The organism is Ruegeria sp. C2, from assembly GCF_056537765.1.
This window is the reverse complement of record NZ_JBQFRZ010000004.1, coordinates 76451-92985: the sequence shown is the minus strand read 5'-3', so window position 1 is coordinate 92985 and position 16535 is coordinate 76451. Positions and strand designations below refer to the sequence as shown.

Genomic DNA, 16535 nt, shown 5'->3' with positions numbered 1-16535 from the left:
TGACCCCCTCCCCTCCACCTTCCTAAAACAAGACAGAGACAGAGAAAGATGCCCACACTATTCAGCAGCTTTCACCTTCGTGATGTGACGTTCAAAAACCGTATCGCTGTCTCACCGATGAGCCAGTATCGCGCCGTGGAAGGCCGGGCCAATGACTGGCATCTTGTGCATCTAGGACGGTTTGCCATGGGCGGAGCGGCGCTGGTCTATGCCGAGGCAACGGCGGTGACCCGCGACGGGCGTCGCACGCCCGGGGATCTGGGCCTTTGGGACGACAGCCAGATTGAACCACTGAGGCGTATCGCTGAGTTTATCACGCGCGAAGGTGCGGTACCGGGTATCCAGCTGAGCCATGCCGGGCGCAAAGCATCCGAGCGACGGCCTTGGCACGGCGAAACGCCACTGGATGAGGAGGATGTAAGCGCACGCAACGAAGAGGCATGGCCAGCCATTGCGCCGTCTGCCCTCCCCTATGCCGAAGGTTGGCCGCCGCCGCGGGAAATGACGCAAAGCGATATCGAAGCCGTCATTTCCGCGTTTGGTTCCGCTGCGAGACGTGCCCATTCCGCCGGTTTCAAGGTGATCGAAATCTATGCGGCCCACGGCTTTCTGGTGCATCAGTTTTTGTCACCGGTGACCAATCAGAGACAGGACAGATGGGGCGGCAATGCAGAGAACCGAATGCGGTTTGCCGTTGAGGTCGCACGCGAAATCCGCAGAAACTGGCCCGAGGGTTTGCCACTGGCCTTTCGCCTGTCAGCGACCGATTGGCTGGAGTCGGGACTGACCGTCGAGGACACAGTTGAGGTCGCGGCAGCGCTCAAATCGGTGGGTGTCGATATGATCGATTGCAGCACGGGCGGGATCGGCGGCAAAGAGAGGCCCCAGCGGATGACCATTGCACAAGGGTTTCAGGTGCCTTTCGCCGCGCAGATCAAGGCGCAGGCAGATATTCCCACCATGGCTGTCGGATTCCTTTGGGACCCGAAGGTTTGCAACGCTGTCATAGAACGGGGCGACGCCGACATGATCGCCCTCGCACGTGAGCTGTTGGACGACCCCAACTGGCCCCTGCACTGTGCTGCGGAGCTGGGGGAGGACACCGGTCACGCCCGTTGGCCGGTCGAGGCGGGCTGGTGGCTGATGAAACGAGAGCGGCTGCTGTCCAAACTTGGTCTGCGTCCGCTCTAGTCACCTGCCAGCAATCGGAATGCGATTAGCCCTGAAGCCGGATTGCAGGTGAGACGACGGTAGCTAAAGCGCAATTTGCCCATTTCTTGGGCGATTCCCCGAAAAGCGCTTAACGAATGACCACACGCTCCTGGTTGGTGGCCGCCAGCATTGTCGAAGAGTGGTTTCCAAACGCACTAACGCGGAAACACGGGACTCGAACCAACGCGTTGCGGGTGCGATATTACTCAACTTGCCTCCATATTGCCCATATCGGAAAGGGTGCAGCCACGTGCGAAAGGCTCTGTGAGCCTCAGCACCAAACGGCTGGGTGACAGATCGGTGCTGGATGTCCTGCACCAATCCGGCTCGTTTAAGTGTCTGTTTCCCCGCGCGCTCTCGCCTGCATTGGACACGGTTCTGCTGAATACTGCCGGTGGCGTTACAGGAGGTGACTCATTTCGGTTCAGTGTCACAGTTGCCACGGGAACGACACTTACACTGACCACTCAGGCCTGCGAACGTATCTACAAAGCCAAGCCGGGCCCAACAGGCCAGGTCACCAACCATCTGACGGTTGGGTCAGGTGCACGGATGAACTGGTTGCCTCAGGAAACGATCCTGTTCAACGGCTGTGCTCTCGACCGCCGACTGCTTATCGAGATGGCACCCGATGCAACAACGCTACTGGTCGAGCCATTGGTCTTCGGGCGTGCTGCGATGGGAGAGACCCTGACTGATATCCGCCTGCGTGACCGGATCGAAATCCGGCGCGATGGCATGCCTATCTTTCTGGATTCCATACGGTTCTCAGGTGACCTGCACAGCCATCTCTCGGGGCAGAACATAGCCAATGGCTCCCTCGCGATGGCGTTGATCATCTTTGCCGGGCCCTCGGCCGAGGGTCAGTTAGATGCTGTGCGCCGGATGCTGCCCGATACTGCCGGAGCCAGCCTGATCGGAAATGAACTTCTGGTCATCCGGATGCTGGCCCCGAACAGCTTCACTCTGCGCAAGGCTCTGCTGCCGGTTCTGCGCCGGTTGAACAACGATACCTTACCACGATGCTGGATGCTCTGACATGAACCTGACCCCACGCGAGAAAGACAAACTGTTGGTCGCCATGGCTGCCGAAGTTGCCCGCAAGCGGCTGGCAAGAGGCGTCAAACTGAACCACCCCGAGGCGATTGCACTGATCTCCGACGCGGTGGTCGAAGGCGCGCGCGATGGCCGGTCCGTGGCTGACATGATGCAGGCGGGGGCCGAGGTGATCACCCGTGCACAATGCATGGAAGGTGTGCCCGAGATGATCCACGAGGTTCAGGTCGAAGCCACCTTTCCGGATGGCACCAAGCTGGTGACCGTTCACAATCCCATTCGCTAACGAAGGAACTCTGATATGACCCGTATGCTCTTCCCTGCCCTGATCCTGGCCGGTCCTGCCGCCGCCCATACCGACACACATATCCACGCCCATGGCACCGACTATGCCACACTTGGTATTGGTCTGGCGGCTGCAGCGCTGGCCATGGTGGCGCTGATGATCAAGCTGAACAAATGATCCCCGGAGAAATCATTCCGGCCGAAGGCTCTCTGACGCTCAATGCCGGACGACGCAGTCGCCTCGTCGTTGTCGCCAATACCGGTGATCGACCGGTGCAGGTCGGCAGCCATTATCATTTTGCCGAAGCAAACTCGGCTTTGGACTTTGATCGCTACGCTGCCTTGGGGATGCGCGCGGACATACCGGCGGGCACTGCTGTCCGCTTTGAACCGGGACAGATCCGCGAGGTCATGCTGGTGCCATATGAGGGGCGTCGGCACATCTATGGCTTTAACATGCACATCATGGGGGCTTTGAAAGATGCCGGGCAAGATAAGTCGGAGTGACTATGCCTCGATGTTCGGTCCCACGGTCGGCGACAAGGTACGTCTGGCCGACACTGACCTCATCATCGAGGTTGAAAAGGACCTGATCGTGGATCGCGCGACCGCCGCGCGTTTCAGTGAAACGGGTCATCGCGAAGACGTCTATGGGGAAGAAGTCAAGTTCGGCGGCGGCAAAGTCATTCGCGATGGGATGGGACAGTCACAGGTTACTCGCGCGGCAGGTGCTGTGGATACGGTGATCACCAACGCGCTGATCGTTGATCATTCCGGCATCTACAAGGCAGATGTGGGCCTGAAGGACGGACGCATTGCCAAGATCGGCAAAGCCGGCAACCCTGACACCCAGCCCGGCGTCGACATCATCATCGGACCCGGCACCGAGGCCATCGCGGGCGAAGGGCGTATCCTGACCGCAGGTGGGTTCGACAGCCATATTCACTTCATCTGCCCGCAACAGATAGAGGACGCTCTGCATTCCGGCCTCACAACTATGCTGGGCGGCGGAACCGGTCCCGCGCATGGCACTCTCGCCACGACCTGCACCCCCGGCCCCTGGCATATCGGGCGGATGCTGCAGGCGGCGGATGCCTTCCCCATGAACCTGGCCTTCGCGGGCAAGGGCAACGCCTCATTGCCCGCGGCACTGGAGGAACAGGTAAAAGCCGGAGCCTGCGCCCTGAAACTGCACGAGGATTGGGGCACGACCCCGGCTGCCATCGATTGCTGCCTCTCGGTGGCTGATGCGATGGACGTTCAGGTGATGATCCACACCGACACGCTCAATGAATCCGGCTTTGTGGAAAACACCGTGGCCGCCATGAAAGATCGCACCATCCATGCCTTCCACACCGAAGGCGCGGGCGGAGGTCACGCCCCGGATATCATCAAGATCTGCGGCGAGAACCATGTTCTGCCTTCATCGACCAATCCCACGCGGCCCTTCACGGTCAATACGGTTGAAGAGCACCTCGATATGCTGATGGTCTGCCACCACCTCGACAAATCCATCCCCGAGGACGTGGCCTTTGCCGAAAGCCGCATCCGTCGCGAGACGATTGCCGCCGAGGACATCCTGCACGACATGGGCGCGTTCTCGATCATCGCCTCTGACAGTCAGGCGATGGGACGCGTGGGGGAGGTACTGATCCGCACCTGGCAAACCGCTGACAAGATGAAGAAACAACGCGGCCGCCTGCCCGAGGAAACCGGCGAGAACGACAACTTCCGTGTTCGCCGCTATATCGCCAAATACACGATCAACCCTGCCATTGCCCACGGCCTCAGCCATGAGATCGGCAGTATCGAAGAGGGCAAGCGCGCTGATCTGGTCCTGTGGAACCCAGCCTTTTTCGGAGTGAAGCCCGAGATGGTTCTGTTAGGTGGTACAATCGCCTGTGCACAAATGGGCGATCCAAACGCCTCGATACCAACCCCACAGCCGGTCTATAGCCGCCCGATGTTTGGCGCCTATGGGCGCTCGGTCGAACACTCGGCGATCACATTTGTTTCCGAGTCCGCGCAAGCCGAGGGGATTGGTGATACACTGGGACTGGCCAAGCAGACCGTCGCGGTCCGCAACACGCGGAATATCGGCAAGAAAGATTTGTTGCTGAACAACGCGACCCCACATGTCGAAGTCGACCCCGAAACCTATGAGGTCCGCGCCGACGATGAGCTGCTGACCTGTCAGCCCGCCGAAGTTCTGCCCATGGCGCAGCGCTATTTCATGTTCTGAGATCCCACGAGGCCCCCGATGACTCCTGAAATCAAAACTGCCCGCATCTATCACGATCACTCACATGCCCCGGCTCATGCGCAGGTCTCGCTGGACTATGACGGGCGCTTCCTGCGTCGAAAAATGCTTGCCACCGACGATGGAGAGGCGTTTCTGGTCGACCTGGCCCAAACCTTGTCGCTGGATCACGGCGGTGTCCTGATACTGGAGGACGGTCGCAAGGTCGAAGTGATCGCTGCACCGGAACAATTGCTGGAAGTGACCGGAGGTAACCTTCTTCGCCTGGCTTGGCATATCGGCAACCGCCATACGCCTTGTCAGATTGAACAGGATCGTCTGCTGATCCAGCGTGATCATGTCATCCGGGATATGCTTGGTAAATTGGGGGCGACCACCCGCGAAGTGGTTGAACCCTTCACACCCGAGGGCGGCGCATATGGTCATGGTAGGACCCATGGTCACGCCCACTAACGCAGATATCCTGACGCTGACCCAGTGGTTGTCTCCCGCTTATCCGGTGGGTGGCTTCGCCTATTCCCATGGTTTGGAATGGGCAATCGATTGCGGTGATGTTCAGACGGCAGACGACACCAAAGCCTGGATTGCGGATGTGATCACCTTCGGCGCGGGCTGGTCCGACTGCGTGTTTCTGGAATCGGCATACAAAGCTCAATCGACCGAAGCATTGCACGAGGTCGACATGCAGGCGCGCGCCTACTGTGCCTCATGCGAGCGATTGCAGGAAACACACCTTCTGGGTCAGGCCTTCTGTGAAGTAACCGCAGCGGTGTGGGCGCTGGATCTCGCCGCTCTGACCTACCCGGTTGCTGTTGGTCGTGCGGCGCGTTTGCGGGGATTGCCGGCCGAACTGACCACCCAGATGTTTCTGCACAGTTTCATGTCCAACCTCACCGCTTGCGCGACGCGTCTAATACCGTTGGGGCAGACACAAAGTCAGCGCGTCGTACACGAGATGACGCCCGTTTGCGTCCGTGTTGCCTCGGACGCTCAGACAGCCAACCTGGACGACCTGAGCGCAACCAGTTTTCTGGCCGACATCGCATCGATGAAACACGAAACACAACATTCGAGGATCTTCAGAACATGAGCAACATGAACGGCCCGCTTCGCGTTGGTATCGGCGGCCCCGTGGGCGCGGGCAAAACCACGCTGACGGCAGCCTTGTCCCAGGCGCTGCGGGACAAGCTGTCGGTTGGAGTGATTACAAACGATATCTATACTCAGGAAGATGCCGAAGCCCTAATGCGCATGCAGATCTTGCCTCGGGATCGTATCATCGGGGTGGAAACGGGCGGTTGTCCGCATACTGCGATCCGAGAGGACGCCTCGATCAATCTGGCGGCCGTCGCCGAAATGCAGGCCCGCCATCCGGATCTTGATGTTGTCCTGATCGAAAGCGGTGGCGACAATCTGTCCGCGACCTTCAGCCCGGAATTGGCGGATCTGACCATCTACGTGATTGATGTCGCTGCCGGTGAAGAGATCCCGCGCAAAGGAGGTCCCGCGATCAAGAAGTCAGACATCCTGATCATAAACAAAACCGATTTGGCACCCCATGTCGGTGCGTCATTGGAAGTCATGGAACGCGATGCGCAAACCATGCGAAATGGACGGCCCTTTCTGCTGACGTCGCTTCGTCACAGGAAAGGCGTTGATGCGATTGTCGATCTGCTTGTCCAGCAGGGTGGCCTAGACGTATCGGCCACCCACTAACCGTCGCCTTGGATTATCTTCAACAGTGTTTGGATTCTCGGGCTTTGCCGCTAGTCTGTGATCAAGTGAGTTCCATTTGATCGAAGCTACATCGTGCGCCCTATCATATCACCGGAAACCATCGCCAAATGGCAGCGGATCGTCGATCTGATCGCACGCGTTGCGGACGTACCCGCAAGTCTTGTCATGCGCACGCATGAACCGCACCATTCGGTCTTTGTCACCAGCCACAACGAAGGAAACCCTTATGCGATCGGTCGCCGTTTCACGCTAAACGAAAAGCTCTATTGCTATGGCGTTCTGGAATGCAACGGTGAGCTTACTGTCGAGGATGCCGCCAGCAATCCGAGATGGCAGGACAATGATGATATGGAACTTGGGATGCGATTCTATATCGGATATCCGCTGAAATGGCCGGATGGATCGATATTCGGTACAATCTGCGTTCTGGATTCACGTCGAAATCGGCGCGCCTTGCTATTCCGAGAGGGGCTACAGGAATTCGCCAGGGTTATCGAAGACGACCTTGCGCTGTTGATAGAGATCCAGCGGCGCACCGAGCTTGAGAAAGAGTTGCAGGCAACGTTGGACCAGTTGGAGCAACGCGTCGCCAATCGCACCAAGGATCTTGAAGAGGCGAACGCTGCGTTGCGCGTATTGCTCAATAGCGTGGAAACCTCACGCGAAGACTATGACGAAAAAATATTGCGCCAGATCAAAGGTCTCGTTGTCCCATATCTCTCCAAACTGCGCGGGCGGCTGGATCACGACCCTGCCGGGCAGGCTTATCTCGAACTTGCTGAAGAAAACCTCAAATTGATCACTTCAGAGATGAGCGATCATCTGACCACGATCTTCGAAGCTTTGACACCTGTCGAACAGGAAATCGCGCAGTTGATCATGCGCGGGCAAACCACAAAGGATATCGCGCGAACGCTATCGCGCGAGCCCAGCACGATCGAGTTTCATCGAAACAACATTCGCGCCAAGCTTGGATTAAAGCGCAGCGGCAAGAACCTGCGTAGCCTGTTGTTGGCCGCGCAATAAAACATGGGGATGACCCCCATGTTTTCCCCGTGTTTTTCCGATGCGAAGGCTAAGACATCCGATGGTTACCCTAAGTCAGGTCCGGGTCAGAACCGGATCAGATGACAACAGGGAAATCTAAACGATGGAAAAAGACGATCTGAATATGAAACCGACACTATTGCGCGGCAACGAGGATGACTTGGCGCCGGGCTTGTCGCGACGCTCCTTTTTTATGGCTGCCGGTGCTGCTGGCGTAGGTGGTGCGGCCTCACTTCTGACAACCACATCTGCCAAGGCGCAATCCACCGATTGGACTCAACCCGGCAACAACAATGGTGTCATCGAGTTGCAGAAGACCACCGGGCAGTCGGTAGATGGCGCAGTCGGAATCGACTATTTCGGCCATTGCGCAATCAAGATAACTTCGCCGGGCGGAGCAACCGTTCTGTTCGATCCCTGGCGCGATGATCCCTCGGGCGCATGGGGTCTATGGTTCAAGAATGAATTCCCGGAAACCCCGGTCGACATCTGCATGTCAACGCACACGCATTTCGATCACGACGCCATTCATCGCCCAATCTCGACCATGGTGCTGGACCGGATGGTTGGAAATTTTGAATTCGCAGACATCAAGATTACAGGCTTTGCTGACAAACATGTCTGCCGGGCTCCGGGCTGGTATGACTGGACCAACGCCTTGGGTGAATTCGGCGTTCAGGCCTGCCCACCGGACAACGTCAGCCATATGGATATGGTGGTCTATCTCGTCGAAACGGGAGGAATTCGAACCCTGATCTGGGGTGACAATCGGCACAACCCGCCACAGGAGTTCTGGGATGCCATCGGACAGGTCGACGTACTGACTCTGCCAGTGGACGGATCACAGCATATTCTGGACTATAAGCAGGGAGATGACATTGTCGCGCGTCTCAAACCCAAAGTCATTATTCCAACCCACTACCTGAACGAAACGACCAGCTATACCCTGACAACGCTGCAGCATGCAGACGATTGGGTAAAATCGCAAAGAAGCTACAAGATGCTGGACTCGGCCAGCCTGTCGCTTGAAGCCGGTGAAGTGGCAGGAATGGATCGCGAATTTCTCTACTTTGGTCACAATGCACTTGTGAGCTAATTCCCCCCAGCCCTGGGCGATCTGGAACTTGTCGCCCGGGGATCCTACCGCTCATGTCGAAAATGATCACGATACCGACAGCACGATACGTGAGATCAAAACGGCATTGAGCCTGACTGTGAAATACAGTAGCGGTCCCCGCGCCGGTCGCAGCCTACCCGGTTATCAAAACAAGGACTGACATCATGAAAACGACTTTGGTCTGCTCTGGCGGACTGGATTCTGTGTCTCTGGCACATGTGCTGGCGGGCCAGGGACACCTATCGCGCCTGGTCTCATTCGACTATGGCCAACGACATACAAAAGAGCTCGACTTTGCCGCCGCCTGTGCCACACGGCTGGGCGTCCCCCATCATCTGATCGATCTGCGCTCGGTCGGGGCGACGTTGACCGGATCGGCATTGACCGATGATCTGGACGTGCCCGACGGTCATTATGAAGAAGAGACCATGAAGGTAACCGTGGTCCCAAATCGCAACGCCATCATGCTGACGATTGCATACGGCATCGCATCGGCACAGGGGGATGATACGGTGGCGACTGCGGTGCATGGAGGGGATCATTTTATCTATCCCGATTGCCGCCCTGATTTCACCGATGCTTTCGATACCATGCAACGTGCAGCTCTGGACGGCTACGCGCAGGTCGCTTTGCATGTACCATTCGTGCATCGCGCGAAAGCCGATATCGTAGCGGACGGCGCGCGGGTTAACACGCCATTTGACCAGACGTGGTCCTGCTACAAAGGCGGCGATCTGCATTGCGGGCGCTGTGGCACTTGCGTTGAACGGCGCGAAGCATTCGATCTGGCGGGCGTTCCCGATCCAACCCTCTATGCAGACCCAGAGTTCTGGCGTCAGGCGGTCGAGAGGAAACGCGCCTGATGTACAGGATCACCAAGGAATTTCACTTCTCCGCTTCACATCAACTAACCCACCTGCCTGACGATCACCAATGCGCGAGACTACATGGGCATAATTATATCGTCGTGGTCGAACTGGCCTCGCGCGATCTAAATAACGACGGGTTCGTGCGGGACTATCATGAACTGAAACCACTCAAGAGTTATATTGACGAAACGTTCGATCATCAGCACCTGAATGATGTACTGAACTGCGTGACCACCGCCGAAAACATGGCGCGGCATTTCTATGATTGGTGCACCGCACGCTGGCCGGAAACGGCTGCAGTGAAAGTATCCGAGACGCCCAAGACCTGGGCCGAGTACCGGCCATGACCCTGCGCATCGCAGAAATCTTTGGCCCCACCGTTCAGGGCGAGGGCGCACTGATCGGACAACCCACTGTCTTTGTGCGCAGCGGTGGCTGCGACTTCCGTTGCGCGTGGTGCGATAGCCTGCACGCGGTCGACAGCGCCTTTCGCCACGATTGGAAGGCCATGAGCACCGAGGATATCTGGACCGAAGTTCAACACCTGTCCGGCGGGCAGCCTTTGACCGTGTCCCTGTCGGGCGGCAACCCCGCCATTCAGGACTTCGGACCGCTGATCCGGCACGGTTCGGATGCGGGTTACCTCTTTGCCTGCGAGACACAAGGCTCGGTCGCAAAACCTTGGTTTACGGATCTGGCCACTCTGGTGCTCAGCCCGAAACCGCCCAGCAGCGGTGAGCAGATGGACTGGGCCATGTTCGAGGCTTGTCTGGCGGTCCGCCCCGAAAACACCGTTCTGAAGATCGTAATCTTCGATGAGACCGATTTCACCTGGGCGCAGGATGTAGCCAACCGCTATCCGCATCTGCCCTTGTACCTGCAGCCCGGCAACCCGGAAACCGACCCCGATCTGCCGGTCGATCTGACTCAGGCAACCGGACGGCTGGAATGGCTGATTGACAAAACCCTGAGCGTTGGGTGGTTCACCCCGCGTATCTTGCCCCAGTTGCACGTGCTGGTCTGGGGCAACAAACGCGGCGTATAACGAACGGAGACGGCTATGAGCGATATCTACAGCAAACTTACCCAACTGGGCGGCGACACCGTCCTGCCGACCAATCCTGACGAAGCCGTTTTGGAGCGGGTGCAAAACCCGCAATCTGACGTGTATTACAATGTGCGTTTCACTGCGCCCGAATTCACATCGCTTTGCCCGATGACCGGGCAGCCGGACTTTGCCCATCTGGTCATCGACTATGTACCCGGCGACTGGCTGGTAGAAAGCAAATCGCTGAAACTGTTTCTGGGTTCTTTCCGCAACCACGGAGCGTTCCACGAGGATTGCACGATTTCGATTGCCCGCCGCCTGCAAGAGTTTATGAAACCGCGCTGGCTGCGCATAGGCGGCTACTGGTATCCGCGTGGTGGCATCCCGATCGACGTGTTCTGGCAAACCGGACCCTTGCCCGAGAATGTTTGGGTTCCTGATCAGGGTGTTCCGCCTTATCGCGGGCGTGGCTGAACTGTTGGCTGAAAGCTACGCTCTGAAATCCAGCTCGTTTCCTGAACAGGTTGCGAGCGCCAGTGCTTCACTGTGCATGGCAGAATTCAGGTCCGACAGATCTTACGTGCGACCGTTCTCAACCGTCGCACGCCGCCATCAGGCGATAGGTGATCTGGGCCGCGGTAAAATCCCACGCTGCTTCGCCGTTGGGCGCAAGTTCGACAACGTCGAAACCGACACAGCGTCGGCCTTTCAGCGCATTTTCTACAAGGTGCAATGCCTGATAGAACGATAATCCGCCTGGAACCGGTGTTCCCGTTGCAGGCATCTGACTGGGGTCTAAACCATCCACATCAAAGCTCACATAGATCAGTTCGGGGAAGTCTTCCGGTAATTCCACCGATAAGATGTTTCCCGTCACCAGTTCCTCGGCGTCCACGTGAAAGACCTTGTTGGCCAAACGACTTTCTGCTTCCTGTGGGCAAAGCGCGCGCACACCGAACTGAGCCAGACGAATGCCATCTTCGACCAGCAGGTGCATCACCGACGCGTGGGAGTGTTTTTCACCCTGATAGGCAATCCGCAGATCAGCATGGGCGTCAATCTGCACAATGCCGATGGGCTGGCCCAATGCACGCGCTACTCCGGATACTGCGCCGTAACTCAGGGAGTGTTCGCCGCCCAAAGTCACGGGGATTTTGCCGGCTTTCGCGACGGCTTCGGTCGCGGCGGCGATGCGCTCCATCACCTCAGGCAGTGGCCCTTCGCAATCTATCGGTTGGTGTGTATAGATGCCTGCGCCGCAGGGTTCCTTGCCTTTGCACAGGCGTTCAAGCTCGTTGGATGCCTCGATGATTGCGTCTGGTCCGGATGCCGTGCCAGAGCCGTATGAGACGGTGCGCTCCAACGGTACGGGAATGACATGAAAACGTCCGGCTGCATCCCGTTCCGCCTGGGTAAGCTCACTGTCCAGAAAAACACTCATGAGAGCCTCTCCTTAAAATCTTCATAGCCAAACTGTTTCACGATTTTCAGCGCGTCGGTCTCGCTATTCCACAGAGCGATGGCAGGCAACGGGACACCATTGAAGGTGTTGGTTTTGACCATCGAATAATGAGCCTGATCGAGAAACGCAAAGCGCTGCCCGATGGTCAGCGAAGCGGGCCATGTGTAATCTCCGATCACATCCCCCGCGAGGCAGGACGGACCGCCCAGCCGATAGGTTGTTCCCGCCTCGGATTCATTCATCAGCGCGGGACGATACGGGGCTTCGATCACATCTGGCATATGACATGTTGCCGAGATGTCTGTGATCGCGAGATTCATGCCGTTGACAGGTAAATCGAGGATTTCACCCACCAAAATACCCGCATCCAGCGCCACGGCCTCACCCGGTTCTAGATAAACGTCAACCTGATGTTTGGTTCGAACCTCCTGAAGGAATGCAACCAATGCGTCACGATCATAATCCGCACGGGTTATGTGATGCCCTCCTCCGAAGTTCACCCATTTCAGGTTAGGCAGATAGGGGGCCAGCTGAGGTTCAACTGCGGCCCATGTCCGGGCCAACGGTTCAAAACCCTGCTCACATAGTGTGTGCATGTGAACGCCATCCACGCCTGCCATGTTTTCGTCCGTCAGAGAACTGACAGGCGTGCCGAGCCGGGAACATGGCGCGCAAGGATCGTATTTCGGAATTTCACCCTCCGAGTGCTCGGGGTTGATCCGCAGCCCAACCTGCACACTGGCGTTCCGGGCCTGATCGAGGAAACGGTCTTTCTGCGCGGGGCTATTGAAGATGATATGATCAGAGAGTGCCAATATCTCGGCCATGTCCTGTGCTTTGTAGCCCGCGCAGAACGTTGCAACCTCACCCCCGTATTCTTCGCGCCCCAATCGCGCCTCGAAGATACCACTGGCACAGGTGCCGCCGAGATATCTCTGCACCAGAGGCGCCAGAGAATACATGGAAAAGGCCTTGAGTGCGCTCAGAACATGCGCGCCGGATCGGTCTGAGACATCTTTTAGGATCGACAGGTTCCGCTCGACAGCCTTTTCGTCAACGACAAAACAGGGCGAAGGAACGCGGCTCAGGTCAAAATCGCGAAAGGCACCAGCATCGCCGGCCTGTGTCGTCATCATCTCGGACATGGGTCCCACCTGGTCAGGGCGCAGGAAGGGTGTCCCTCCCGCGCGGTCTTGTTATGGATCAGAACGTAACCGGGCCGTCCAGTTCATGCACTTGCCAGGGCAAACCATGGTCATTCAGCATATCCATGAAATTGTCGGGATCCAGCTGCTCCATATTCCAGACGCCGGGTTCGACCCAGTTGCCTTTGAGAACCTGCGCCGCGCCGATCATCGCCGGAACGCCGGTGGTGTAAGACACTGCCTGCGAGCCCACTTCCGCATAACATTCCTCATGGTCGCAGATGTTGTAGATGTAATAGGTCTTCTCGCCCGAACCATCCTTTGCCTGTCCGGTGGCAATGTCGCCGATGCAGGCTTTGCCCTTGGTTTGCTCGCCCAGATCACCGGGATCGGGAAGCAGTGTTTTCAGGAACTGGATCGGGATGATTTCCTTACCGTCATGCATCACTGGGTCAATGCGGGTCATACCGACGTTTTCCAGAACCTTGGCGTGCATGATGTAAGCGTCGCCGAAGGTCATCCAGAAACGGGCACGCTCGATTTCGGGGAAGTGAGTCGAAAGCGACTCCAGTTCCTCGTGATACATCAGGTACATATTCTTCGGACCAATGCCCGGAAAGTCGAACTCAACCTTGTGGGACATGGCAGGTGTGGTCCGCCAGTCGCCGTTTTCCCAGTGGCGTGCTTCCTGCAGCACTTCGCGCAGATTGATCTCGGGGTTGAAGTTGGTGGCGAAGGCTTGATCATTCGACCCGCCATTCGCATCGAGCACATCAATCTGACGAATGGTGTCCAGCTTGTGCTTTTTCAACCAGGTCGCAAAAACAGACGTTACGCCCGGATCAAATCCTGAACCCAGGATCGCCATAAGCCCGGCTTCTTTGAACTTGTCCTGATACGCCCACTGCCAATGATATTCGAACTTGGCTTCATCCTCAGGCTCATAGTTTGCGGTATCCAAATAATGGCACCCGGCTTCCAGGCACGCGTCCATCAGTTTCAGATCCTGATAGGGCAGCGCGAGGTTCACCAGAATCTCGGCCCCGGTTTCACGGATAAGCGCCACGGTGGACGCGACATCCATCGCATCCAATTGTGCCGTCTTGATATCCACACCCACGCGTTCCTTGACGCTGGCCGCGATGGCATCGCATTTCGACTTGGTCCGGCTGGCCAGAGTGATATCCGTGAAGATATCGGCATTCATTGCCATCTTGTGCACTGCGGCATGGCTGACGCCGCCGGCGCCTACGACAAGTGTCTTTCCCATGGGTTTCTCCTGATCGTGGTTATTCAAAATAGGTGTATCCATTCATCGAGTCGCGATAGGACCCGATCAGCGTCTTGCGTTCATCAGCCCTGATCTTCCCTGCCGAGATCGCTTCGTCCACCATCTTGCGGAAGGCGGCGATACAATCGGCCGGATCATACTCAACATACGAAAGCACTTCGGCAATGGTATCGCCCTCCTGTTCGTGGAGCAGATCGAACCCGCCGTCGGCCCGCAAGTCGATTGTTACCACATTCGTGTCTCCAAAGAGATTGTGCAGATCCCCCAGCGTTTCCTGATAGGCGCCCACGAAGAAGACCCCAAGATAATAGGGCTTGGCTTCAGGTAGAGAATGCACAGGCAAGGACGGCGAGGTTGAGCCTGCCAGTATGAACTGATCCAGCTTTCCGTCGCTGTCGCACGTGATATCCGACAAGACCACGCGCCGGTCAGGCTCTTGGTTCAGCATCTGGAGGGGCACGATCGGGTGTAGCTGATCAATCGCCCAAACATCGGGGAGCGACTGGAAAACCGAAAAGTTGCAGTGATACACATCCGCAATCTTCTGCAGTTCCTTTTCCAGATCACCGCTTTGCTCGGCCTCGGGGGTGATCGTTTTGATCCGTGCCATGAGGTTCAGATAGATGCGTTCGGCCCGCGCCATCTGGCGCAGATCCACGTAGCCGCGGCGGAACAAGGCACGCAGTTCGTCCCGATAGAACCGAGCATCGTTCCAGCATTCCTGCACCCGTTCAGGCACAAGATATCCCGAAATTGCGGCCAGATCCGACACCAGGTGGTTATCATCCGGTTCAACCGCCGGTGCGTCCGGCGCGTCATAAAGCGTACTCTCCAGCACGTCGAAGACGAGCATGGACGACGTCGCCGTGACCGCCCGGCCGCTTTCCGTCACCAGAATTGGGTGATCGATCTCGGCCTCATCCATGGCATAGGCCACGGTTTCCACCACATTGGCGCAGTACTCTGACATCGAGTAGTTGATCGAGTTTTCGGTCGCTCGTTTTTCACCGGTGTAATCCACGCCAAGACCCCCGCCCAGATCCAGATGGGTCAAGGGCGCACCTTCGCGGGTCAGTTCGGTGAAATAGCGGCAAGCTTCGGTCGCGGCGCGGCGCACATCGTTCACGTCCGGGACCTGACTGCCCAGATGGGAATGCTGCAGCTTCAGACAATGCAACAAACCTTCGTCTCGCAGGCGATCCACAACGCGCAACAACTGGTCGGTGTTCATGCCAAAAGCTGATCGATCCCCCGAACTGCTTTGCCATTTGCCGCTGATCTGGTTGGTCAGCTTCACGCGAACCCCCAGCAACGGATCGATCCCCAGCTCTTTCGCGACTTCGATGACGATCTCTGCTTCCTTTGGGCTCTCCAGGACGATTACTGTATTAAATCCCAAACGGCGTGACAGGATCGCCAAGCGTACGAATTCTGCATCCTTGACCCCGTTGCAAACAATAAGCGCCTCTTTCGACAAGCGATGAGCCAGGGCAATAACAAGTTCGGGTTTGGATCCCGCCTCAAGGCCATAGTCATACTGGCGGCCAAATTCGATGATCCGATCCACGACCTGTGCTTGTTGGTTTACCTTGATCGGGAAAACCCCGCGATAAGGTGCACGGTATCCAGTCCTTGAAATGGCTTGCGCGAAGCTCTCGTTCAAATGCCGGATTTCCGCTTCAAGGAAACTTTTGACGCGCAGGACCATCGGGCTGGCGATGCCGCGCTGTTGCAAGTCATGCAGGATCGCCGGCAGGCTTACTGCCGCAGCCTCGGGATAGGCAGGATCACACAGGGCGACGTCACCGTTCGCAAGGACGGTGAGCAGACCTTTGCCCCAACGGTCGATACCGTAAATGGAGTCGGAAACGGGCTGTTCATCAGGCATTCGAACAAACCTTTTCTGAGATGTATTGAAGATAAGAGTACAGCAGCTCAGCGGAATTGCCGAGTAGCACTACGCAGGTTCTATCTGTCCGGCGTTATGAAGATGAAGCCATTTCATC

General features: G+C 57.2%; 19 protein-coding genes. 15 read left to right on the top strand and 4 right to left on the bottom strand.

The window, feature by feature from the left end; genetic code table 11:
• The first annotated feature begins 48 nt into the window (after positions 1 to 48).
• From ACR0IV_RS14495 to queF, 15 genes are all read left to right on the top strand, one after another.
• Positions 49 to 1191, top strand: a complete 1143-nt coding sequence (locus ACR0IV_RS14495; RefSeq protein ID WP_480659494.1) for an NADH:flavin oxidoreductase/NADH oxidase — start codon at positions 49 to 51, stop codon at positions 1189 to 1191.
• A 285-nt stretch (positions 1192 to 1476) separates the two neighbouring features.
• Positions 1477 to 2250, top strand: a complete 774-nt coding sequence (locus ACR0IV_RS14490; RefSeq protein WP_480659493.1) for an urease accessory protein UreD — start codon at positions 1477 to 1479, stop codon at positions 2248 to 2250.
• 1 nt (position 2251) lies between these two features.
• Entirely contained in the window at positions 2252 to 2554 is a 303-nt protein-coding gene (locus ACR0IV_RS14485) for an urease subunit gamma (RefSeq protein WP_480472282.1), read from the top strand.
• 15 nt (positions 2555 to 2569) lie between these two features.
• Positions 2570 to 2731: a hypothetical protein gene (locus ACR0IV_RS14480; RefSeq protein WP_480659492.1), complete on the top strand. Its 162-nt coding sequence runs from the start codon at positions 2570 to 2572 to the stop codon at positions 2729 to 2731.
• A complete protein-coding gene (locus tag ACR0IV_RS14475; RefSeq protein ID WP_480472280.1) occupies positions 2728 to 3060 on the top strand; it encodes an urease subunit beta in 333 nt (110 codons plus the stop codon). The genes ACR0IV_RS14480 and ACR0IV_RS14475 overlap by 4 nt, the downstream gene beginning before the upstream one ends.
• Entirely contained in the window at positions 3035 to 4795 is a 1761-nt protein-coding gene (ureC, locus tag ACR0IV_RS14470) for an urease subunit alpha (protein ID WP_480659491.1), read from the top strand. The genes ACR0IV_RS14475 and ureC overlap by 26 nt, the downstream gene beginning before the upstream one ends.
• A gap of 18 nt (positions 4796 to 4813) precedes the next feature.
• Positions 4814 to 5266 (top strand): urease accessory protein UreE, encoded by a 453-nt coding sequence (gene ureE, locus ACR0IV_RS14465; protein WP_480472278.1) that lies wholly within the window; start codon positions 4814 to 4816, stop codon positions 5264 to 5266.
• Positions 5250 to 5903, top strand: coding sequence for an urease accessory protein UreF (locus ACR0IV_RS14460; protein WP_480659490.1), 654 nt, complete (start codon positions 5250 to 5252; stop codon positions 5901 to 5903). Before ureE ends, ACR0IV_RS14460 begins: the two co-directional genes overlap by 17 nt.
• Positions 5900 to 6529: an urease accessory protein UreG gene (gene ureG, locus ACR0IV_RS14455; RefSeq protein ID WP_480659489.1), complete on the top strand. Its 630-nt coding sequence runs from the start codon at positions 5900 to 5902 to the stop codon at positions 6527 to 6529. The genes ACR0IV_RS14460 and ureG overlap by 4 nt, the downstream gene beginning before the upstream one ends.
• A 93-nt stretch (positions 6530 to 6622) precedes the next feature.
• Entirely contained in the window at positions 6623 to 7576 is a 954-nt protein-coding gene (locus ACR0IV_RS14450) for a LuxR C-terminal-related transcriptional regulator (protein WP_480659488.1), read from the top strand.
• A 124-nt stretch (positions 7577 to 7700) separates the two neighbouring features.
• Complete coding sequence (locus ACR0IV_RS14445) at positions 7701 to 8693, top strand: MBL fold metallo-hydrolase (RefSeq protein ID WP_480659487.1); 993 nt, start codon at positions 7701 to 7703, stop codon at positions 8691 to 8693.
• A gap of 185 nt (positions 8694 to 8878) precedes the next feature.
• Positions 8879 to 9577 (top strand): 7-cyano-7-deazaguanine synthase QueC, encoded by a 699-nt coding sequence (queC, locus tag ACR0IV_RS14440; RefSeq protein ID WP_480472273.1) that lies wholly within the window; start codon positions 8879 to 8881, stop codon positions 9575 to 9577.
• Positions 9577 to 9930: a 6-carboxytetrahydropterin synthase QueD gene (gene queD / locus ACR0IV_RS14435; protein WP_480472272.1), complete on the top strand. Its 354-nt coding sequence runs from the start codon at positions 9577 to 9579 to the stop codon at positions 9928 to 9930. Before queC ends, queD begins: the two co-directional genes overlap by 1 nt.
• Positions 9927 to 10628, top strand: coding sequence for a 7-carboxy-7-deazaguanine synthase QueE (queE, locus tag ACR0IV_RS14430; protein WP_480659486.1), 702 nt, complete (start codon positions 9927 to 9929; stop codon positions 10626 to 10628). Before queD ends, queE begins: the two co-directional genes overlap by 4 nt.
• Positions 10629 to 10643: 15 nt before the next feature.
• Positions 10644 to 11105: a preQ(1) synthase gene (gene queF, locus ACR0IV_RS14425; RefSeq protein ID WP_480659485.1), complete on the top strand. Its 462-nt coding sequence runs from the start codon at positions 10644 to 10646 to the stop codon at positions 11103 to 11105.
• Positions 11106 to 11223: 118 nt separating this feature from the next.
• Here the strand turns inward: queF and speB are convergent, their stop codons facing one another.
• From speB to speA, 4 genes are read right to left on the bottom strand one after another with little or no spacing between them, the layout of a single operon-like run.
• A complete protein-coding gene (speB, locus tag ACR0IV_RS14420; RefSeq protein WP_480659484.1) occupies positions 11224 to 12072 on the bottom strand; it encodes an agmatinase in 849 nt (282 codons plus the stop codon).
• Positions 12069 to 13238, bottom strand: coding sequence for a carboxynorspermidine decarboxylase (gene nspC, locus ACR0IV_RS14415; protein ID WP_480659483.1), 1170 nt, complete (start codon positions 13236 to 13238; stop codon positions 12069 to 12071). The genes speB and nspC overlap by 4 nt, the downstream gene beginning before the upstream one ends.
• Before the next feature lie 58 nt (positions 13239 to 13296).
• Positions 13297 to 14508, bottom strand: a complete 1212-nt coding sequence (locus ACR0IV_RS14410) for a saccharopine dehydrogenase family protein (RefSeq protein WP_480659482.1) — start codon at positions 14506 to 14508, stop codon at positions 13297 to 13299.
• Positions 14509 to 14527: 19 nt separating this feature from the next.
• The gene (gene speA / locus ACR0IV_RS14405) at positions 14528 to 16417 is read right to left on the bottom strand and encodes a biosynthetic arginine decarboxylase (protein ID WP_480659481.1); all 1890 of its coding nucleotides are present in this window, start codon (positions 16415 to 16417) and stop codon (positions 14528 to 14530) included.
• Positions 16418 to 16535: the final 118 nt, after the last annotated feature.

Excerpts from the sequence above, each read along its gene's own strand:
- ureC (WP_480659491.1), top strand. The coding sequence starts at position 3,035 with ATGCCGGGCAAGATAAGTCGGAGTGACTATGCCTCGATGTTCGGTCCC.
- ACR0IV_RS14410 (WP_480659482.1), bottom strand. The coding sequence starts at position 14,508 with ATGGGAAAGACACTTGTCGTAGGCGCCGGCGGCGTCAGCCATGCCGCA.
- ACR0IV_RS14495 (WP_480659494.1), top strand. The coding sequence starts at position 49 with ATGCCCACACTATTCAGCAGCTTTCACCTTCGTGATGTGACGTTCAAA.
- queD (WP_480472272.1), top strand. The coding sequence starts at position 9,577 with ATGTACAGGATCACCAAGGAATTTCACTTCTCCGCTTCACATCAACTA.
- ACR0IV_RS14460 (WP_480659490.1), top strand. The coding sequence starts at position 5,250 with ATGGTCACGCCCACTAACGCAGATATCCTGACGCTGACCCAGTGGTTG.
- speA (WP_480659481.1), bottom strand. The coding sequence starts at position 16,417 with ATGCCTGATGAACAGCCCGTTTCCGACTCCATTTACGGTATCGACCGT.
- ureG (WP_480659489.1), top strand. The coding sequence starts at position 5,900 with ATGAGCAACATGAACGGCCCGCTTCGCGTTGGTATCGGCGGCCCCGTG.
- ACR0IV_RS14485 (WP_480472282.1), top strand. The coding sequence starts at position 2,252 with ATGAACCTGACCCCACGCGAGAAAGACAAACTGTTGGTCGCCATGGCT.
- queF (WP_480659485.1), top strand. The coding sequence starts at position 10,644 with ATGAGCGATATCTACAGCAAACTTACCCAACTGGGCGGCGACACCGTC.
- queC (WP_480472273.1), top strand. The coding sequence starts at position 8,879 with ATGAAAACGACTTTGGTCTGCTCTGGCGGACTGGATTCTGTGTCTCTG.
- nspC (WP_480659483.1), bottom strand. The coding sequence starts at position 13,238 with ATGTCCGAGATGATGACGACACAGGCCGGCGATGCTGGTGCCTTTCGC.
- ACR0IV_RS14480 (WP_480659492.1), top strand. The coding sequence starts at position 2,570 with ATGACCCGTATGCTCTTCCCTGCCCTGATCCTGGCCGGTCCTGCCGCC.
- ACR0IV_RS14475 (WP_480472280.1), top strand. The coding sequence starts at position 2,728 with ATGATCCCCGGAGAAATCATTCCGGCCGAAGGCTCTCTGACGCTCAAT.
- ureE (WP_480472278.1), top strand. The coding sequence starts at position 4,814 with ATGACTCCTGAAATCAAAACTGCCCGCATCTATCACGATCACTCACAT.
- queE (WP_480659486.1), top strand. The coding sequence starts at position 9,927 with ATGACCCTGCGCATCGCAGAAATCTTTGGCCCCACCGTTCAGGGCGAG.
- ACR0IV_RS14445 (WP_480659487.1), top strand. The coding sequence starts at position 7,701 with ATGGAAAAAGACGATCTGAATATGAAACCGACACTATTGCGCGGCAAC.
- speB (WP_480659484.1), bottom strand. The coding sequence starts at position 12,072 with ATGAGTGTTTTTCTGGACAGTGAGCTTACCCAGGCGGAACGGGATGCA.